A 16218-nucleotide genomic window follows, 5' to 3' on the forward strand; every position below is an offset into this window, starting at 1 on the left:
TCGAGATCAACCATGTTCCGCACGACCCGGATCACCGGTCACCCCAGCCTTCCCATCACGTTCCGCCGTGGCGCCGCCGGCCTGCTCGCCGCCGCGCTGCTCGGCACCGCCGTGACCGGCTGCGGTTCGGACCAGGCCACCGACGCCGCTGGTACGGACGACGGCCTGACCACCATCACCCTCGCCTCGTCACCGTTGGGCCATCTCGCCCCGATCTACCTCGCCGAGGACAAGGGCATCTTCGCCAGACACGGCCTGAAGGTCGAGGTGGACACCGAGACCTCCGACCTGACCTCCGTACCGTCGGTGCTCGCCGGCAAGGTCGACTTCGCCACCGGCGACCTCACCACCCTCATCGTGGCCCGCACCCAGGGTCTGGACGTCAAGGCCGTGGTGCCGGCGTCCGCCTCGACCGGCAAAGCCGGCGCCGACTACGGCGCGCTGGTGGTGGCCGCCGACTCCGGCATCACCAGCCCGAAACAGCTCGAAGGCAAGACCGTCGCGGTCAACATCCTGACCAACATCGCCGCAGCCGCCGCCCGGGAGGCAGTGCGGGCCGACGGCGGCGACTCGGAATCGCTGAAGCTTGTCGAGATCCCCTTCCCGCAGGTGCCCGCCGCCATCAGCGAGGGCCGGGTGGCCGGCGCCTGGGTGGTCGAGCCGTTCCTGTCCGCGGCCAAGGCACAGGGCGCAGTGCCGATCGGCTGGGGCTTCACCGACCTGGCCGAAGACCTCACCGTCTCCGCCTGGTACACCTCCGGCGCCCTGGTCACGCGCAAGCCCGAGGTGGTCACCGCGTTCCGCACCGCGATCCGGGAGGCGTACGCCTACGCCCGCGAGCACGAGGACGAGGTCCGCGCGAAGATCCCCACCTTCACCCAGATCACCCCGGAGGTGGCTGCCAAGATCACCATCACCGGCTGGCGGGACGAGGTGAGCCGGCAGGCCGCCGAGAAGCTGGCCGGGTACGCCCGACGCGACGGCCTGATCAACACCACACCCGACCTCGACGAGCTGATCCTGCCGTGACCACCGGCAGTCGTACGCCCGCCCACACCCGGCGGCCGGCCGGCACCACCGGCCGCCGGGTGCTCGGCATCCTCGGGCTGCTGCTCGCCGCGATCGGCTACGAGGCGGTGACCCGGGCGTTCTTCTCACCGCTGCACGTACCGCCGCTGACGGCCATCGTGCCGCGCGCCGCCGAACTGCTCACCGAGGCGCGGTTCTGGACCGCGACCGGCCGCACCCTGCTGGTTTCGGCGGTCGGCCTGCTGATCGCGCTGGTGGCCGGAGTCGTGGTCGGCTTCGCCGTCGGCTCGGTGCCGTGGCTGCTGCGGGCCGCCTCGTCCACCCTGGACTTCCTGCGCCCGGTGCCGTCGATCGTGCTGATCCCGGTGCTGGTGCTGGTGCTCGACGTCGGGCAGATCACCGTCCTGCTGGTCGCCGTCTCCTGCTTCTGGATCGTGCTGTTCCAGGTGCTCTACGGTCTGCGTGACGTCGACCAGGTGGCCGTGGACACCGCCCGCACCATCCGGCTCGGCCGGTTGGGTCGCATCATCCACGTCACCTGGCCGAGTGTGCTGCCGTACCTCGGCACGGCGTTGCGGCTGATCGTCTCGGTGGCCCTCGCCCTCGCCATCACCGGCGGGCTGGTGATGGGCGCCGCCGGTCTCGGCGAGCTGATCTGGTCCAGCCAGGAATCCGGCGAGTTCACCGGCATGTACGCGCTGGTGCTGCTGACCGGCGGGGTGGGCATCGCCCTCGACATGGCCGCCCGGCTGGCCGAGCGACGACTGTTGCACTGGCATGTGGCGACCCGGCGTGAGGTGGCGGCCCGATGAAGGCAGCCCTCGTCGCCGGCCTGAACCGGGGCGCCCGCACCGTCGCTCTCGCCCTGGGCCTGCCGGTGCTGCTGTTCACCGCCTGGTGGGTGCTCAGCGCGGACAGCACCACCATCTTCCTGCCGCCGCTGAGCCGCATCGTCGAGGCGTTCGGTCAGGTGTGGTTCTCCGAGGTCTTCTTCCGTGACGTGCTGCCCAGTCTGCGGCGGCTCGCCGCGGGGTACGCCGCGGCGCTGCTGGTCGGCGTCGGCGTCGGCTACCTGGTCGGCCGTTGGTCGGTGGTACGCGACCTGACCAGCCCGATCCTCGCCTACTTCCGGGTGCTGCCCGCCCCGGTGCTGATCCCGGTGCTGCTCGTCGCCGTCGGCATCGGCGACGCCACCAAGCTGATCGTCATCGCGTCGGGCGCGGTCTGGCCCATTCTGCTCAACACCGCCGACGGGGTACGCGCCGTCGACGAGGTCCAACTCGACACCGCCGCCGCCTACCGGCTGCGGGCCTGGACCCGGCACGGGCTGATCCTGCGCGCCGCCACCCCGCAGGTCTTCGCCGGGGCGCGGCAGGCCCTCGGCATCTCGCTCATCGTGATGGTGGTCAGCGAGATGCTGATGAGCACCGACGGGCTGGGCTTCACGGTGATCCGCTTCCAGCGCACCTTCGCGATTCCCGAGATGTGGAGCGGCGTGCTCCTGCTCGGCCTGCTCGGCTTCGGCCTGGCAAAAGTCTTCGAACTCATCGAGCGGCGTGCCCTGCGGTGGCATCGCGGCGCCACCGGACGAGAGGAGTCGTGGTGAGCACCGACGACGCCCTGCTGCGCATCGTCGACCTGGGCAAGTCCTACCGGGCGCGGGAGCGCACGGTGGATGCCCTGGCCCAGGTCGACCTGACCGTCGACAACGGCGAGTTCGTCGCCGTCGTCGGCCCCTCCGGCTGCGGCAAGACCACCCTGTTGAAGATCATCGCCGGGCTGCTGCCCGCCACCACCGGAGACGTCTTCCTGGCCGGGCGACGGGTCACCGAACCCCCCGCCGACCTGGGCGTGGTGTTCCAGGAGTACGGGCGCAGCCTGTTCGCCTGGAAGACCGTCCGGCAGAACGTCGAGCTGCCGCTGCGCAGCCGGGGTGTCGGTCGTGCCGAACGCCGAGAACTGGTCGCCGAGGCGCTCGACGCGGTCGGCCTGGGCCAGGCCGCCGACGCGTACCCGTGGCAGCTCTCCGGTGGCATGCAGCAGCGGGTCGCCATCGCCCGGGCCGTCGCGTACCGGCCCCGGCTGTTGTTGATGGACGAGCCGTTCTCCGCTGTCGACGCCCAGACCCGCGGCGACCTGGAGGATCTGCTCGCCCGCCTCTGGCGCCGGTACGCGATGACCGTCCTGTTCGTCACCCACGACATCGACGAGGCGGTCTACCTGGGCCAACGGGTGGTCGTCCTCGGCGCCTCACCGGCCGGGGTCATCGCCGGGTTCCCGATCGACCTGCCGGCCGAGCGCGACCAGCTCGGCACCCGCTCATCGGCCCGTTTCGGCGAGCTGCGCGCCCAGGTCTACGCGCAGGTACGCCGCACACCGCACCTGGAAGAGGTGGCTCCATGACCAACCCGCAGCCCGACACCACGCCCCGCTGGCAGGACACCGGCGGCGGCGACGGCCCGCTCTGGTCGTTTTCCGTCGGCGACGTCGAGGTGTTCCCGATCCGCGAGGTCGACTACTTCCCCCTCCCGACGGACTTCTTCCCCCAGCTGGCGACCGAGTCCTGGACCGACGGCGCGTTCTACACGGCCGAGCCCTGGACTCGCGACGGCCGGATCGTGCTCAACCAGGAGGCCCACCTGCTGAAGACCCGTGACCGGTTGATCCTGGTCGACGCCGGTGGCGGCAACGGCAAGCCGCGCAACGGCGGCGTGTTCGACCGCGCCGACCGGCCCTTCCTGGAACAGATCGCGCGGGCCGGCGTCAGCGTCGACGACATCGACACGGTGGTCTTCACTCACCTGCACGTCGACCACGTCGGCTTCGCCACCAGCTCCGACGGCGCCGGTGGCTGGGTGCCGACCTTCCCCAACGCCCGCTATCTGGTCGTCCGCGAGGAGTACGACTGGTGGACCGGCCCCGAGGGAGCGGCGGCCATGGCGCGTACGGGTGACTACCTCGCCGACAGCATCCTGCCGTTGCGTGACGCCGGGGTGCTCGATCTGATCCCCGCCGACCACGTGATCAGCCCCGAGATCCACCTGGTGCCCGCGTTCGGGCACACCCCCGGCAACGTCTACCTGGTGGTCGAGTCGGCCGGTCGGCGGGCGTTGTTCGCCGGCGACATGCTGCACCACGGGGTGCAGCTGGAACGCCCGGAGTGGAGCATCCGGTACTGCGTCGTGCCGGGCGACTCGGCCGACCAGCGGCGTCGGCTGCTGGAGCGGGTCGCCGGCTCCGGCGACCTGCTGGTGCCGACGCACTTCCCGTTCCCGGCCGCCGGGTACGTGCACCGGGCCGAGCGCGGCTTCACGTACACCTTCATCGACCTGTGATGCCGTCGATGTTCGTCGCCGACTTCCACACCCACTACGCCTGTCCGGCCTACCCGGCCCTGCCCCCGCACCAGGCCGCGCCCGAACTGGTGCGGCGCTGGCACGGGCTGGCCCGCCGCATCGCCGACCTGGACGGCCTGCTCGCCGAGGCCGGCCGGCGCGGCGTCGACCTGCGGGTGCTCAGCGCGCCACCGGCCCTGGTCACCCCGCACGGCGAACGCACCCACCCGGACGACCTGCGTCGGCTCAACGACCATCTCGCCGAGGCGGTGGCGACCGCGCCGCAGCGGCTGCGGGGCCTGGCCACCGTCGACGCCTTCGCCGGTGACGCCGCCGCCGACGAAGCCGTCCGCGCCGTGCGGGAGCTGGGACTGTCCGGCCTGGTGGTCGACTGCGCCACGGACGGGCAACTGCTCGGCGCGGCGGCAGCCCGGCCCACCCTCACCGTCGCGGCGGAACTCGGCGTCCCGGTCTTCGCCCACCCGATCAGCCCGGCGGCGATGACCCTCGCCTTCGCCGGTCTCGGCCGGTTCGGCACCTCACTGGCCCGCGGCACCATCAACGCCGCCGCGCTGCTGTCGCTGCTGGTCGACGGGGTACTGGCCGAGCTGCCCGGGCTGCACGTGGTGTTCCCGATGCTCGGGGTCGCCGGGCTGTCCCTGGCCGCCGCGACGGACGAGGGGCAGCACATCACGGCGGCGGCCCCGGCGTCGCAGCGGGCCCACGTCTACCTGGACACGATGGGTTTCGTCCCGGCCGCGATCAGGTTCGCCACCGACCTGCTCGGTGCCGACCACGTGCTCGTCGGCGGGGACTGGCCGATCGGTGCGCGCGAGACCAGCCGCGAGCGGGTCGAGACGGCCCTGACTCAGGCCGGGCTCGACGAAGCGGAGCGCCGGCTGGTCGCCGGTGCCAACGCGCTGCGGCTGGTGGACGCCCGGTACGTGCCGGCGCGTAACTCCTCGTCGGTCATCACCAGGTAGACCAGCGGGCAGTCCTGCGGCCCGGTCACATCCAGCTGACACAGCGTGCACGGCTGCCCGGGGCGGAGCGGACACCTGGCATCCGGTCTACGGCCCGTCATGACCCCATGATGTCCGCTGCCCACCCCCGGCGACCAGGCCATTCGGCCCCTTTACGGGGGCGGGGCGGCGACGCGGGCCCCGGCGAGATCGCCGGGGCCCGCACTGTCAACTCACGGTTGCGCGGCCCACAGCAGGGCCCGACCCAACTGCGGGTGCAGCCCCTTCGGGTGCAGCCGGAACGTCGGGTTGGTGCCGAAGAGCACCACCCCGTTGCCGCCGGCACTCACCGTGCGCACGATGCTTGCCTGGTTCGCGGCAGCGGCCTGCCCGTTCGCCCCGGTTCTCGCCCACCAGCCGGCCAGCAGCGGGTCCGCCGCGTACGACTGCTCCACGCTCACCCCGGCACCGAGGTTGGTGAACCAGACCGGCTGGCTGATGAAGCTGTACGCGCTGGCATCGGCGGTGACCGGACCACCCCGGTTCACCACGTTCGCCACCCCGCTGGCCAGCGACGGCCCGGCGGTGGCGGTGACGCTCAACAGCGACGTCGCGTTGCCGAAGCTCGCCCCGGCGGTGCCGAGGCCGACCACGCCGCCGCCACGGGCCAGGAAGGCGTCCAACGCGGCCCGGTTGGTCGCGGTCAGGTTCGCCACGTTGAGACTGCTCGCCACCAGCAGCACGTCGACGTCGTCGGTGAGCGTGTCGGCAAGCGTCGCGGCGGTGACCGCCCGGGTCGCGAAGCCGAGGGCGGCCAGGGTGTCCCGTGCCTCGACACCGCCCAGGTAACCGACGACGATCTCGCCCAGCGGGGTGCCCGTCCAACGCGCCGGAGCCCGCTCGAAGGTGACGCCGTGCGTCTTGACCGCATCCTGGAGCAGCTTGCGGCTGCCCGGGGTGGTCTGCACCACCACCGACCCGTCGGCGAGCCGGTGCACCCGCAGGCCGTTGCGGATCAGCGAGTTCACCACCAGCAGGTCGGCGGCGTCCTGGATGTCGAGCCGTACGTCGGTGTTGGCGGGCGGCAGGGTGCCGGTGGCCACCCCGTCGTACACCTGCTTCAGCTGCACCTTCGGCAGCTTGGCGTCCCACAGCGTGTCGACGGTGGCGCCCCAGGTCAGGCCCTGACTCCAGGCCGCCGGGCCGGCGTAGAGGTCGTTCACCCGGTCGGTCAGGTCGATGCCCGGCTCCAGCAGCGAGTTGACCAGGCCCCGCTTGGGCTGGTGCAGGTCGATGACGTACGAGCCGGCCGGGTAGCTCGTGCCGTTGGCCCGGAACGACTGCTTGGCCTGCCACACCCGGCCACCGCTGCCGATGAGCAGGTCTACCAGGCGCGCGGCGGCCGGCTCGGACCGCTGCCCGGCACCGGTCGGGATCACGTACGCCCGGGGGAACACCGTGTTGTAGTTGTCCTCCGGACCCCAGCCCGGCACGTAGCCGTCGGGGATGTCCCGCAGCGGCTCACCGGCCCAGCCGCGCCGGTAGACCTCCGCCTGGTCGAAGATGAGCTGGTTGCGGTGTTCCTGGATGTAGCGCAGCGACGAGGCGATCGCCACCTCGTGCACGTCGGTGTTGATGCCCGAGCGCCGCACGCGCTCCTGCGGGGTCAGGTTGGTCCCGCGTGGGTTGAGCGGCGCCTCGATGGTGTACGGGATGCTGCTCTGCAACAACGCGAACGACGGCACGTAGATCGGCGGGAAGTCGTCCCAGACCCCCGGCGCGTCGTCGCGGAACGGGATGCGGGCCCGCTGCGTCTCGGCGTAGCCGAGCGCCCGCAGGTCCTCCTCGATGCCGAGGGCGTTCGGCAGGGCGTGCTTGATGAACAGGTCGTACTCGTTGTTGACGTTGTGCGGCGGGGTGCTCGGGTGCAGCAGCGTCGGGTTGACGTAGCCGTGCAGATCCAGGGTGATGATCGGCTTGGTGTCGATGATCAGCTCGCGGATCAGGTTCGTCTCCGGCTGCGAGACGATCGTCAGATCCCGGTTGAGGTCGTAGCCGTTGCCGTTGGCCCGGGTGCCGGCGATCCGGCCGTCCGGGTTGGCCGTCACGTTGAAGATCAGCCGGTTGCGTTCCAGCAGCCGGATCACCTCGGGATCACGGCTGGTGGCGAACTCCTCGATGACCCGCAGCGCCGCGTCGGTGCCCTCCCACTCGTTGCCGTGGATGTTGGCGTTGACGAACAACGGCGTCTTGTACCCGGCCAGCAGCTTGCGGTCGGTGCGGGCCCGGACCGGGTCCTCCTCGATGAGGCGCTTCCACTCCTCCTGCTGGCGGACCTGCTGCCGCGTCTCCGGGGCGGTGACGACGACCGCGTACAGGTCGTGGCCGCCGCTGGAGGTGCCGGCCACCCGGGCGGAGACCCGGTTGCTGGTGGCCTGCAACGCGTTCAGCTTCGGCGCGATGTCGTGGTAGGGGATGACGCCGATCGGGATGGAGGCGTCGGCGGGGTTGGCCGGCCAGACCGGAAGCACGTTCTGCCGGGGGTAACCGGTGATCTGGTGGATGCCGGGCGACGACGGGGGCACGGCCGGCAACGCCGAGGCGTTCGCCGGCGCGACCCAGGCCGCCGTACCCAGCAGGGCGAGGGTGAGCCCGGCGGTGGCCAGGCGTACGGACATGGTGTGCACGATGGACAGCTCTCCTGTCGGATGAAGCGAATGCCGTACACGGGCGTGCCGGTAGGGCCGGAGACCTACGGCAGGGAGTCGCCCGTGCGGGCAGGAAGGGGGGATGACCCGGCGTCAGCGGCAGGGTCGACAGGCAGCGCTGGCGACGCGCAGGAGGTCGATGTGACCTCGCTTCGTCAGGTAGGCGCTTCGCACAACATTGATCTTCGTGCAGACACATCGGAGTGTCAAGGGTCATGAGCTGGCGGTTACCCCGGGGTCGAGTGCTCCAGGGTGGACTTGAGCGCGGCGAGCTTGTCCACCGCCGCGCTGGCGTACGCGCCGATCCACCGGTCGTGGATGCGTTTGATCGGCAGCGGGTCGAGGTGGTTCCACCGCTCGCGCCCCTTGCGTTGGGCGATGACCAGCCCGGCGGCCTCCAGCACCCGCAGGTGTTGCAGCACCGTGGTCCGGTCCAGGGGGGCCAGCCGTTCACACAGGTCGCCGGTGGTGCGGGCCTGGTCCTTGAGCAGGTCCAGGAGGCGCCGACGGGTCGGTGAGGCGAGCGCCTTGAACACCTCGTCCAGATCCTGGTCCGGGTTGTCGGGCTCGGCGCGACCGTCTGACATGTTATAAAAATACAACATGTCAGCGTGAGGAGATCAGCATGGACCTGCGGTTCAAGATCGCCGGCCGGATCAGCCGTCCGGTGCATGAGGTGTTCGAGGCCGTCGTCGACCCGGAGCAGCTCTCCCACTACTTCACCACCGGGGGAGCCAAGGGACGCCTGACCGCCGGCGCCACCGTCAGCTGGGACTTCGCCGACTTCCCCGGGGCCTTCCCGGTCGAGGTCGTCGAGGTGCAGCAGGACCGACGGATCGTGCTGCGCTGGGCGGCCGACGACGGGGAGGAGTCGACCGGGGCCTACCAGACGACCGTCACCATGGAGTTCGAGCCGCTGGGGGAGGACCGCACCCTGGTCACCATCGCCGAGGAGGGCTGGCGACCCACCCCGCAGGGGCAGCGCGCCTCGTACGGCAACTGTGAGGGCTGGACGAACATGCTCTGCTGCCTCAAGGCGTGGCTGGAGCACGGCATCGAGTTGCGGACCGGCTTCTACGCCTGATCTGCCCTGCTCACGGACCGGGGAGCGTTCCGTGGCGCGGAACGCTCCCCGGCTCTGCGTCAGGGGTTACCCGACGAACTTGAAGTAGGTGCGGTACTGGAATCCGTTGTCGAGGGTGAGGACGAACTCTCGGCAGGTGCCGGCCCAGGCGGGGTCGGTCTTCCACACGTAGTTGTACCGACCGTTCGCGTTGGCGGACATCTTCGAGTTGCCGGGGTTGACCGCCTTGACGGGGGTCGGCCGCGGGGTGATGGGCCCGCTCGGGTTGACGGTCTGCAGGGTGTCGCAGTCCACCAGTCGCGAGTACGGGGAGTTGCTGGCCAGGATGTCCAGGCCCCGGTTGCTGGCGAGCTGGAACTGCATCGGCGCGGCGTCACCGGCGTCGAGAGTGTTCATCCCCGTACGGTTGAGGAAGTCACCGCGGCAGGACGGGTGGGTGTCGAACGCCTCGCTGTTGTCGTCGCGACCGGTGGTGCCCTGCACCGCGCTGTAGCCCAGCCCTCGGCGGGCGAAGGACGCCCAGAGGCTGCAGGCGTTCTCGCCGCCGGTGAGGGCGGCGTCCGCGGCGATGATGGCGTTGCGACCGGTGACGAAGCCGGGGCCACAGCCCTGCATCTTCAACCCGTCCATCACCAGTTGCAGGGCGAGGTTGTTGCCGCCGGTGTTCCACGCGTCGTAGACGTTCGGGTTGAACCCGTGCTTGTCGATCAGGTCCCAGGTCATGTCCCACAGCACGGCGGCCCAGCCGTGACCGATGCCGTGCGGCGCGGCCAGGGAGGTGCCGTTGAGCCAGCCACCGGTCTTGATGCTGTCGTAGGTGAACGGCTGGATGTCCATGTTCCGCGAGTACGGACGCGGCCGGAAACCGTCACCGGTACGGCTGTCCTGGAACAGCGCGTACTGGCCGTAGCCACGCGGGCCCTCGGGGTTGTCGATGGAGGGGTTGATCAGCGAGACGATCGCGAGGAAGTCGCTCCAGCCCTCGCCCATCTGCTCGTTACCGGTCAGACAGTTGACCGTCGGGCCACCGGTGAGCCGCAGCGAGACCCCGTGACCGTACTCGTGGAAGATCGTCTCCGCGCGGAACGAGGCGTCCCGCATGGCCGGGCGGTCCAGGTTGCGGTGCACCCGTCCGGCGGACGGCAGGGCGGCCTTGATGGCGTTGCCGTCGGCCTGGCTCACCATCACCGCGGGGATGCCGACCGCCGGGTTCATCGACCCGTTCATCACCACCGGGGCACCGGCCACGTTGTTGACGACCACCACGGCGGCCGCGCCGGCCTGCTCGGCGTTGCTGACCTGGGTGTAGTAGTTGCAGCTGCTGCTGCGGTCGAGCACGGCGATCGCGCCGGCCGGCAGGCTGTACGCGGTGCAGCCGTCGCCGGTGGCGCCCACCCCGTCGTTGACGAGCGCCAGGTCACCGGCGAAGCCGGCCCGGGTGGGCGCGGGGGTGAACCGGGCGTACTCCGCCTGGTAGGTCGCGGCGGTGGCACCCGAACCGACAGTCACCGCGTTGGGCAGGCCGAACTGGTTGCCCGGCCAGAGGAACATCTGCATCCGGGGCCGGCCGCCGTCCATGGCCGGGGTGGAGAAGTTGGCGTTGTTCTGGCCGGAGCCGTCGTGCGCCTCGCACATCACGTCGTCGCCGCCGACGCCGCCGCGACCGTAGTTGTTGACCTGGAAGTTGCCGGACGGCTCGTCGAAGCCGTAGCCGTAGGTGAGGTCGTGGACGATGTTGCACCAGTAGAACTGGTTGACCACGGCGGCGTCGCGGTAGGTCTGCGGGTGCTCGTCGAGGTCGGCGGGGAAGTCGAAGGTCAGACCCGGTCCGCCGTCGGGGGAACTGCCCGGGTCGACCTGGTTGTTGGCGTCCCGGTCGGTGTAGGCGTGGGCGTTGTTGCCGCGGGTGATGGTGTACTCGGGACCCGGCACCCCGTCGGTGTCGTGCCAGCCGTACGGCGAGGCGGTCCCCTCGGCCGGGTTGGTCACCAGGTTGCGCGGTCCCTCGTTGGCGTCGTTCTTCGGGAACTCGAAGACCCGGTAGCTGGACCCGTCGACGACCTGGTTACGCGGCAGGACGGTCGGGATCTCGATGTCTGCGGCGGTGGTGGCCGCGTGCTGCTCCGGCCGGCCCAGGGTGGCGGCCAGGTCCTTGGGATGGTCGTGGGAGGTCCAGTCGTCGCTGTCGAGCAGTTCCCCGGTCTGCGCGTCGACGGCCACGTTCCACAGGTGCGGGTCCGACGAGTCGTCGATGACCAGTTGCCAGGCCAGCCGCAGCCCGTCGTCGGTCGGCTGCCAGCCCAGCTTCGCCGGGATCGGCTGCTCGGAGATGCCGCTGCCGGAGATCACGGTGCGCTGGGCGGCGCCACCGGCCCGGCTCATCACCCGTGGGCTCTTCGGATCGGCCAGGTCGAGGGCCTCGGCTGCGGCCTCGACCGCCTCGACCGCGTCCAGCGAGGCCGCGCCGGAGGCCTTCTCGGCCAGGTCGGCGACCAGGCTGTCACCGACGAAGACGACGCTGCCGTCCCGTGCCAGGTTCACCGTGGCGGTGGCGCCGAACACCTCCAGGTTCTGGTGCCGCTGGGCCAGGTTCACATGGGTGACCCCGTTGTGCCGGCTGGTGTACATCGAGGCCACCGCGAGGTCGCTGAGGTCGGCGGCGTTGACCCCGTGCTGGACCGGGTTGGCCCGCAGGTAGTTGACGGCGACGGCCTCGGGGGCGCCCTCGTTCGGGCCGGTGAGGAAGATCGGGTTCGAGGTACCCGCGTCCTCCTCGGGGGCCGCCGAGGCGGGCGCGGAAACCGATGTCAGGGACACGACGAGGGTGGTGGACAACACCAACGCGGCGTTGCGTCGACCACGAGATCTCCGGGGGGATGAGGACACCAAAGGCTCCTTCGCTGTACGGGGTACGGCGGCTTGTCACCGCGATCCACCGCGGCCGTGGTCAGCCACGGTGTCAGGGGCTGTACGCACCGGAGGGAGCGTTCCGTCGTGCGGGACGCTCCCTCCGGCTCTACTTCGGATCAGCTGCTAGGGCTTCAGCCGATGAACTTGAAGTAGGTGCGGTACTGGAATCCGTTGTCGAGGGTGAGTACGAACTCCCGGCAGGTGCCGGCCCAGGCGGGGTCGGTCTTCCACACGTAGTTGTACCGACCGTTGGCGTTGACCGACATCTTCGAGTTGCCGGGGTTGACCGCCTTGACGGGGGTCGGCCGCGGGGTGATGGGCCCGCTCGGGTTGACGGTCTGCAGGGTGTCGCAGTCCACCAGTCGCGAGTACGGGGAGTTGCTGGCCAGGATGTCCAGGCCCCGGTTGCTGGCGAGCTGGAACTGCATCGGGGCAGCGTCACCGGCGTCCAGGGTGTTCATCCCCGTACGGTTGAGGAAGTCACCGCGGCAGGACGGGTGGGTGTCGAACGCCTCGGTGTTGTCGTCGCGGTTGGTGGTGCCCTGCACGGCGCTGTAGCCGAGGCCCCGGCGGGCGAACGAGGCCCACAGGGTGCAGGAGTTCTCGCCGCCGGTGAGGGCGGCGTCCGCGGCGATGATGCCGTTGCGGCCGGCGACCAGGCCGGGGCCGCAGCCCTGCATCTTGAGTCCGTCCATGACCAGCTGCAGCGACAGGTTGTTACCGCCGGTGTTCCACGCGTCGTAGACGTTCGGGTTGAACCCGTGCCGGTCGATCAGGTCCCAGGTCATGTCCCACAGCACGGCGGCCCAGCCGTGACCGATGCCGTGCGGCGCGGCCAGGGAGGTGCCGTTGAGCCAGCCACCGGTCTTGATGCTGTCGTAGGTGAACGGCTGGATGTCCATGTTCCGCGAGTACGGACGCGGCCGGATGCCGGCACCGCTGCGGTCTTCCTGGAAGAGGGCGTACGGACCCATGCCACGCACCCCGTCGGCGGTGTCGAGCGCCGGGTCGAGCAGCATGGTGACCGCGAAGTAGTCGCTCCAGCCCTCACCCATCTGCTCGTTGCCGCTGAGGCAGTTGACGCCCGGGCCACCGGTCAGGCGGTTGGAGATGCCGTGACCGTACTCGTGGATGATGATGCCGGCGTCGAAGTCACCGTCGCGGATGCCCGGGTGGCTGGGGTGCTTGCGGACCGAGCCGGTGACGTCACCGGCGGCGATGGCGGCCTTGATGGCGTTGCCGTCGGCCTGGCTCACGGCGACCGCCGGGATGGCGACCGGCGCGGTGGTCATGGCACCGGTCAGCACCGGCGCGGCGCTGGTGGCGTTGTGCGCCACCACCACGGCCTTGGCGCCGAGCGACTGGGCCACCTGGGTACGCAGCAGGTACGTGCAGGCCGCGGTGCCGCCGTCGACGACCGCGATCCAGTTGCCGCCCGGCAGCGTCGCCGGGTAGGCCGCCGTGTTGCAGCCGGTACCGGCGTAGACGAAGCGGTGCCCCGGCAGACCGGCGACCGAGGGCGCCGGGCTGAACCGCGACCAGGTCGCGTCGAAGGAGCCCACGCCGTCCACGACGACCTGGTTCTGGGCCCCGAACTGGTTGCCCGGCCACAGGAACATCTGCATGCGCGGCGCGCCACCGTCGGCGGCCGGGGTGGAGAAGTTGGCGTTGTTCGTGCCGTTACCGTCGGCGGCCTCGGCCCGGACGTAGTCGCCGCCCACGCCACCACGGCCGTAGTTGTTCATCTGGAAGTTGCCCGACGCCTCATCGAACCCGTAACGGTAGGTGACGTCGTGGATGATGTTGTTCCAGTAGAACAGGTTCGCCGTCGCCGCGTCCCGGTAGCTCTGCGCGTGCTCGTTCAGGTCGACCGGGTTGTCGAAGGTCAGGCTCGGCCCGCCGTCCGGGCTGCTGCCGAAGTCGGGGGCGTTGTTGCTGTCGGTGTCCTGGTACGCGTGGACGTTGTTGCCCTGGGTGGTGGTGAACTCCGCGCCCGGCGCCCCGTCGGTGTCGTGCCAGCCGTACGGCGAGGCGACCCGGTCGGCCGGGTTGGTCACCACGGTGCGGGGGCCGTCGTTCGGGCTCTCGGCCGGTCCGGCGTACACGTTGTAGCTGGAGCCGTCCTGCACCGGCTCGTGGGTGTGGAACGCAGCGGTGTTCAGGGTCGTGGCCCGCCCGGGCGCCAGGGCGTCCAGGTTGTCGGCGACCTCGTGGGCCTCGTGCTGGGTCGTCCAGTCGTCGACGTCGAGCAGCTCACCGGTCTCCGCGTCGATGGTGGCGTTCCACAGGTGGGAGTCCGAGGAGTCGTCGATGACCAGCTGCCAGGCCAGGCGCAGCCCGTCCTCGGTCGGCTGCCAACCCAGCTTCGCCGGGATCGGCTCGTCGGAGATGCCGCTCTCCGACACCACGGTCTTCTGCGCCGCGCCACCGGCCCGGCTGAGAACCTTGGGGCTCTTCGGCGCGGCTAGGTCCAGAGCGTCGGCGGCGGCCTCGACCGCGTCGACGGCGTTGAGGTCCGCCGTGCCGGAGGTGCCCTTGGCCAGGTCCGTGACCAGGGTTTCGCCGACCAGGATGACGCTGCCGTCCTTGGCGATGTTCACCGTGGCGACCGCGCCGAACACCTCCAGGTTCTGGTGGCGCTGCGCCAGGTTGACGTGGGTGACGCCGTTGTGCCGGCTGGTGTAGCTGGACAGGATGCTCAGGTCGCTGAGATCCGCGGCGTTCACCCCGTGCGCGGCGGCGTTGCCGCGCAGGTAGCGAATGGCGATGTCCTCGGCGGCACCGGCGTTCGGGCCGGTCAGGAAGAGCGGGTTCGACCGGGCCGGGGCCTCCTCGGGCGCGGCCGAGGCGGGGTTGGCGGCGAGTGTGGTCAGTGACGCGACGAGGGTGGTGGTGAGCACCACCCCTGCGACGCGTCTGCCACGAGATCGTCGGGGCTGTAGGGGCACCTTTGCTCCTTTTGGGGGTTGAAAGGACAGCGCGGGCTCCGATCCACCACCGCCGAGGCGGTCCGTCGCGGCTGTCCGCGACACTCGCCCGGCGGTCACGTTGTGTGACCAAGTCCGTGCGAGGTGAATCGCGTTGACGCTACGGCGCAGCTCACGACCGGTCATCCGACGGTTGACCAAACATTTCGATGATTCGCTTATACAGATGTCGGTTCACGGTCGTCGATGGCAGGATGAGAGCGTGCTCGACGGCCCTGCTCCCGAGATCGCTTTCGTGACGACCTTCCTGGTTTCCTCCTCTGTGGACCATGTGTTCACTCATCTGAGTGATCCGCACAGCTACATCGGACTGTCACCGTTGATCGTGGCGGTCGACGACGTGCGGACCAGCCGGGACGCCGAGGGACGCACGGTGACCGACTACGTCGCGGTGGAGCGGTTCCGGTTCCTGCGCCTGCTGCGCTGGGACAACCGGATCCGGGTACGCATGGTCACCACCCGGCCGGGTGCCCAACTGGTCAGCGACGTCGTCAGTCCCGCACGGGTGCGACTACGCGCGGTGGTGGACCTGACTGCCGAGGAGACCGGGACGCGGGTGCAGGAGCGGGTCACGGCCACCGCCCCGGCGCTGCTGCGGCGCTTCGTGACCGGCCAGGCACGTCAGGTCGCGGCGTACCGGGCGGCCGAGTTGACCCGCCGGATGAACGATCAGGCCGAGTCCGCCTGATGCAGGAGTCGGAGTTGACCGATCTCGGCGGCGTTCTTCATCAACTCGGCGTTGACCCAGGCCAGCAGATGGGCCACGGTGTGCTCCGGGTCGTACGGCCACGGGAACGGCGCGACCTGGTCGAGGTCGGCGTCGGTGAGCCGGTCCAGCACGTCGTGCCACTGCGTCCGTAGCTCGTCCAGCCACTCGATGGTGGGCGTACCGTCGCCGGGCCAGTGGATCTCGGTGCGTTCGCGGGGTGGCCGGCCCTGCAGGTGGTCGAGGGCGACGCTCCACCACCACCCGATGTGCCAGGTGAGCCAGGCGACGGTGGGCACCGGCACCGGATCGGGCTCGGTGTCGGCCCAGTCCGGCACCCACCGGCCCGCCGCGTCCCGGCGCACCGTCCAGCAGTGTGCGACCGGCTCCCAGCGGAACTGCTCCGGCGTCAACCGCTGCAGGTGGTAGTCGAACAGCGACCAGGTCAGGTCGAACTGCCAGCGCAGCAGGTCACGACGCGAGGAAGACATCGCCGG

15 protein-coding genes are annotated in these 16218 nt (G+C 70.5%); 8 read left to right on the forward strand and 7 right to left on the reverse strand.

Annotated features, from left to right (window positions below; translation table 11 throughout):
• The first annotated feature begins 12 nt into the window (after positions 1-12).
• Genes EG812_RS16165 through EG812_RS16190 form a run of 6 tightly spaced genes read left to right on the forward strand, consistent with a single transcriptional unit; the run spans position 13 to position 5347 of the window.
• Entirely contained in the window at positions 13-1029 is a 1017-nt protein-coding gene (locus EG812_RS16165) for an ABC transporter substrate-binding protein (protein WP_126712013.1), read from the forward strand.
• Positions 1026-1841, forward strand: a complete 816-nt coding sequence (locus EG812_RS16170) for an ABC transporter permease (protein WP_013733544.1) — start codon at positions 1026-1028, stop codon at positions 1839-1841. Before EG812_RS16165 ends, EG812_RS16170 begins: the two co-directional genes overlap by 4 nt.
• Positions 1838-2635, forward strand: coding sequence for an ABC transporter permease (locus EG812_RS16175; protein WP_126712014.1), 798 nt, complete (start codon positions 1838-1840; stop codon positions 2633-2635). The genes EG812_RS16170 and EG812_RS16175 overlap by 4 nt, the downstream gene beginning before the upstream one ends.
• The gene (locus tag EG812_RS16180; RefSeq protein ID WP_232510799.1) at positions 2632-3432 is read left to right on the forward strand and encodes an ABC transporter ATP-binding protein; all 801 of its coding nucleotides are present in this window, start codon (positions 2632-2634) and stop codon (positions 3430-3432) included. Before EG812_RS16175 ends, EG812_RS16180 begins: the two co-directional genes overlap by 4 nt.
• On the forward strand, positions 3429-4364 hold the full coding sequence (locus EG812_RS16185) for an MBL fold metallo-hydrolase (protein WP_126712015.1): 936 nt from the start codon (positions 3429-3431) through the stop codon (positions 4362-4364). The genes EG812_RS16180 and EG812_RS16185 overlap by 4 nt, the downstream gene beginning before the upstream one ends.
• Positions 4364-5347 carry an amidohydrolase family protein gene (locus EG812_RS16190; RefSeq protein ID WP_126712016.1) on the forward strand — a complete coding sequence of 328 codons (984 nt, stop codon included), beginning with the start codon at positions 4364-4366 and terminating at the stop codon, positions 5345-5347. Before EG812_RS16185 ends, EG812_RS16190 begins: the two co-directional genes overlap by 1 nt.
• Here the strand turns inward: EG812_RS16190 and EG812_RS30080 are convergent.
• From EG812_RS30080 to EG812_RS16200, 4 genes are all read right to left on the reverse strand, one after another.
• Entirely contained in the window at positions 5233-5490 is a 258-nt protein-coding gene (locus EG812_RS30080) for a DUF6767 domain-containing protein (RefSeq protein WP_353505307.1), read from the reverse strand. The genes EG812_RS16190 and EG812_RS30080 overlap by 115 nt on opposite strands.
• A 69-nt stretch (positions 5491-5559) precedes the next feature.
• Positions 5560-8004 carry a M14 family zinc carboxypeptidase gene (locus EG812_RS16195; protein WP_233579498.1) on the reverse strand — a complete coding sequence of 815 codons (2445 nt, stop codon included), beginning with the start codon at positions 8002-8004 and terminating at the stop codon, positions 5560-5562.
• A 123-nt stretch (positions 8005-8127) separates the two neighbouring features.
• Entirely contained in the window at positions 8128-8208 is an 81-nt protein-coding gene (locus tag EG812_RS30085; RefSeq protein WP_350697899.1) for a putative leader peptide, read from the reverse strand.
• A 53-nt stretch (positions 8209-8261) separates the two neighbouring features.
• Positions 8262-8621, reverse strand: coding sequence for an ArsR/SmtB family transcription factor (locus EG812_RS16200; RefSeq protein ID WP_199743883.1), 360 nt, complete (start codon positions 8619-8621; stop codon positions 8262-8264).
• Between the two features lie 38 nt (positions 8622-8659).
• Here EG812_RS16200 and EG812_RS16205 point away from each other — a divergent pair, with 38 nt between their 5' ends.
• The gene (locus tag EG812_RS16205; RefSeq protein ID WP_013733551.1) at positions 8660-9118 is read left to right on the forward strand and encodes an SRPBCC family protein; all 459 of its coding nucleotides are present in this window, start codon (positions 8660-8662) and stop codon (positions 9116-9118) included.
• A gap of 66 nt (positions 9119-9184) precedes the next feature.
• Here the strand turns inward: EG812_RS16205 and EG812_RS16210 are convergent, their stop codons facing one another.
• Together EG812_RS16210 and EG812_RS16215 are read right to left on the reverse strand one after the other, a co-directional pair.
• On the reverse strand, positions 9185-12004 hold the full coding sequence (locus EG812_RS16210; RefSeq protein ID WP_233579499.1) for a M36 family metallopeptidase: 2820 nt from the start codon (positions 12002-12004) through the stop codon (positions 9185-9187).
• Positions 12005-12159: 155 nt separating this feature from the next.
• Positions 12160-14928, reverse strand: a complete 2769-nt coding sequence (locus EG812_RS16215) for a M36 family metallopeptidase (RefSeq protein ID WP_233579500.1) — start codon at positions 14926-14928, stop codon at positions 12160-12162.
• A 289-nt stretch (positions 14929-15217) separates the two neighbouring features.
• Between EG812_RS16215 and EG812_RS16220 the strand changes: the two genes are divergently transcribed.
• Positions 15218-15703: an SRPBCC family protein gene (locus tag EG812_RS16220; protein ID WP_126712019.1), complete on the forward strand. Its 486-nt coding sequence runs from the start codon at positions 15218-15220 to the stop codon at positions 15701-15703.
• Here EG812_RS16220 and EG812_RS16225 read toward each other — a convergent pair.
• Entirely contained in the window at positions 15685-16212 is a 528-nt protein-coding gene (locus tag EG812_RS16225) for a DinB family protein (RefSeq protein WP_126712020.1), read from the reverse strand. The two genes, EG812_RS16220 and EG812_RS16225, sit on opposite strands and share 19 nt — an antisense overlap.
• Between the last annotated feature and the right edge of the window lie 6 nt (positions 16213-16218).

The organism is Verrucosispora sp. FIM060022 (assembly GCF_003977705.1).
GTDB classification, from domain to species: Bacteria; Actinomycetota; Actinomycetes; order Mycobacteriales; family Micromonosporaceae; genus Micromonospora; species Micromonospora gifhornensis.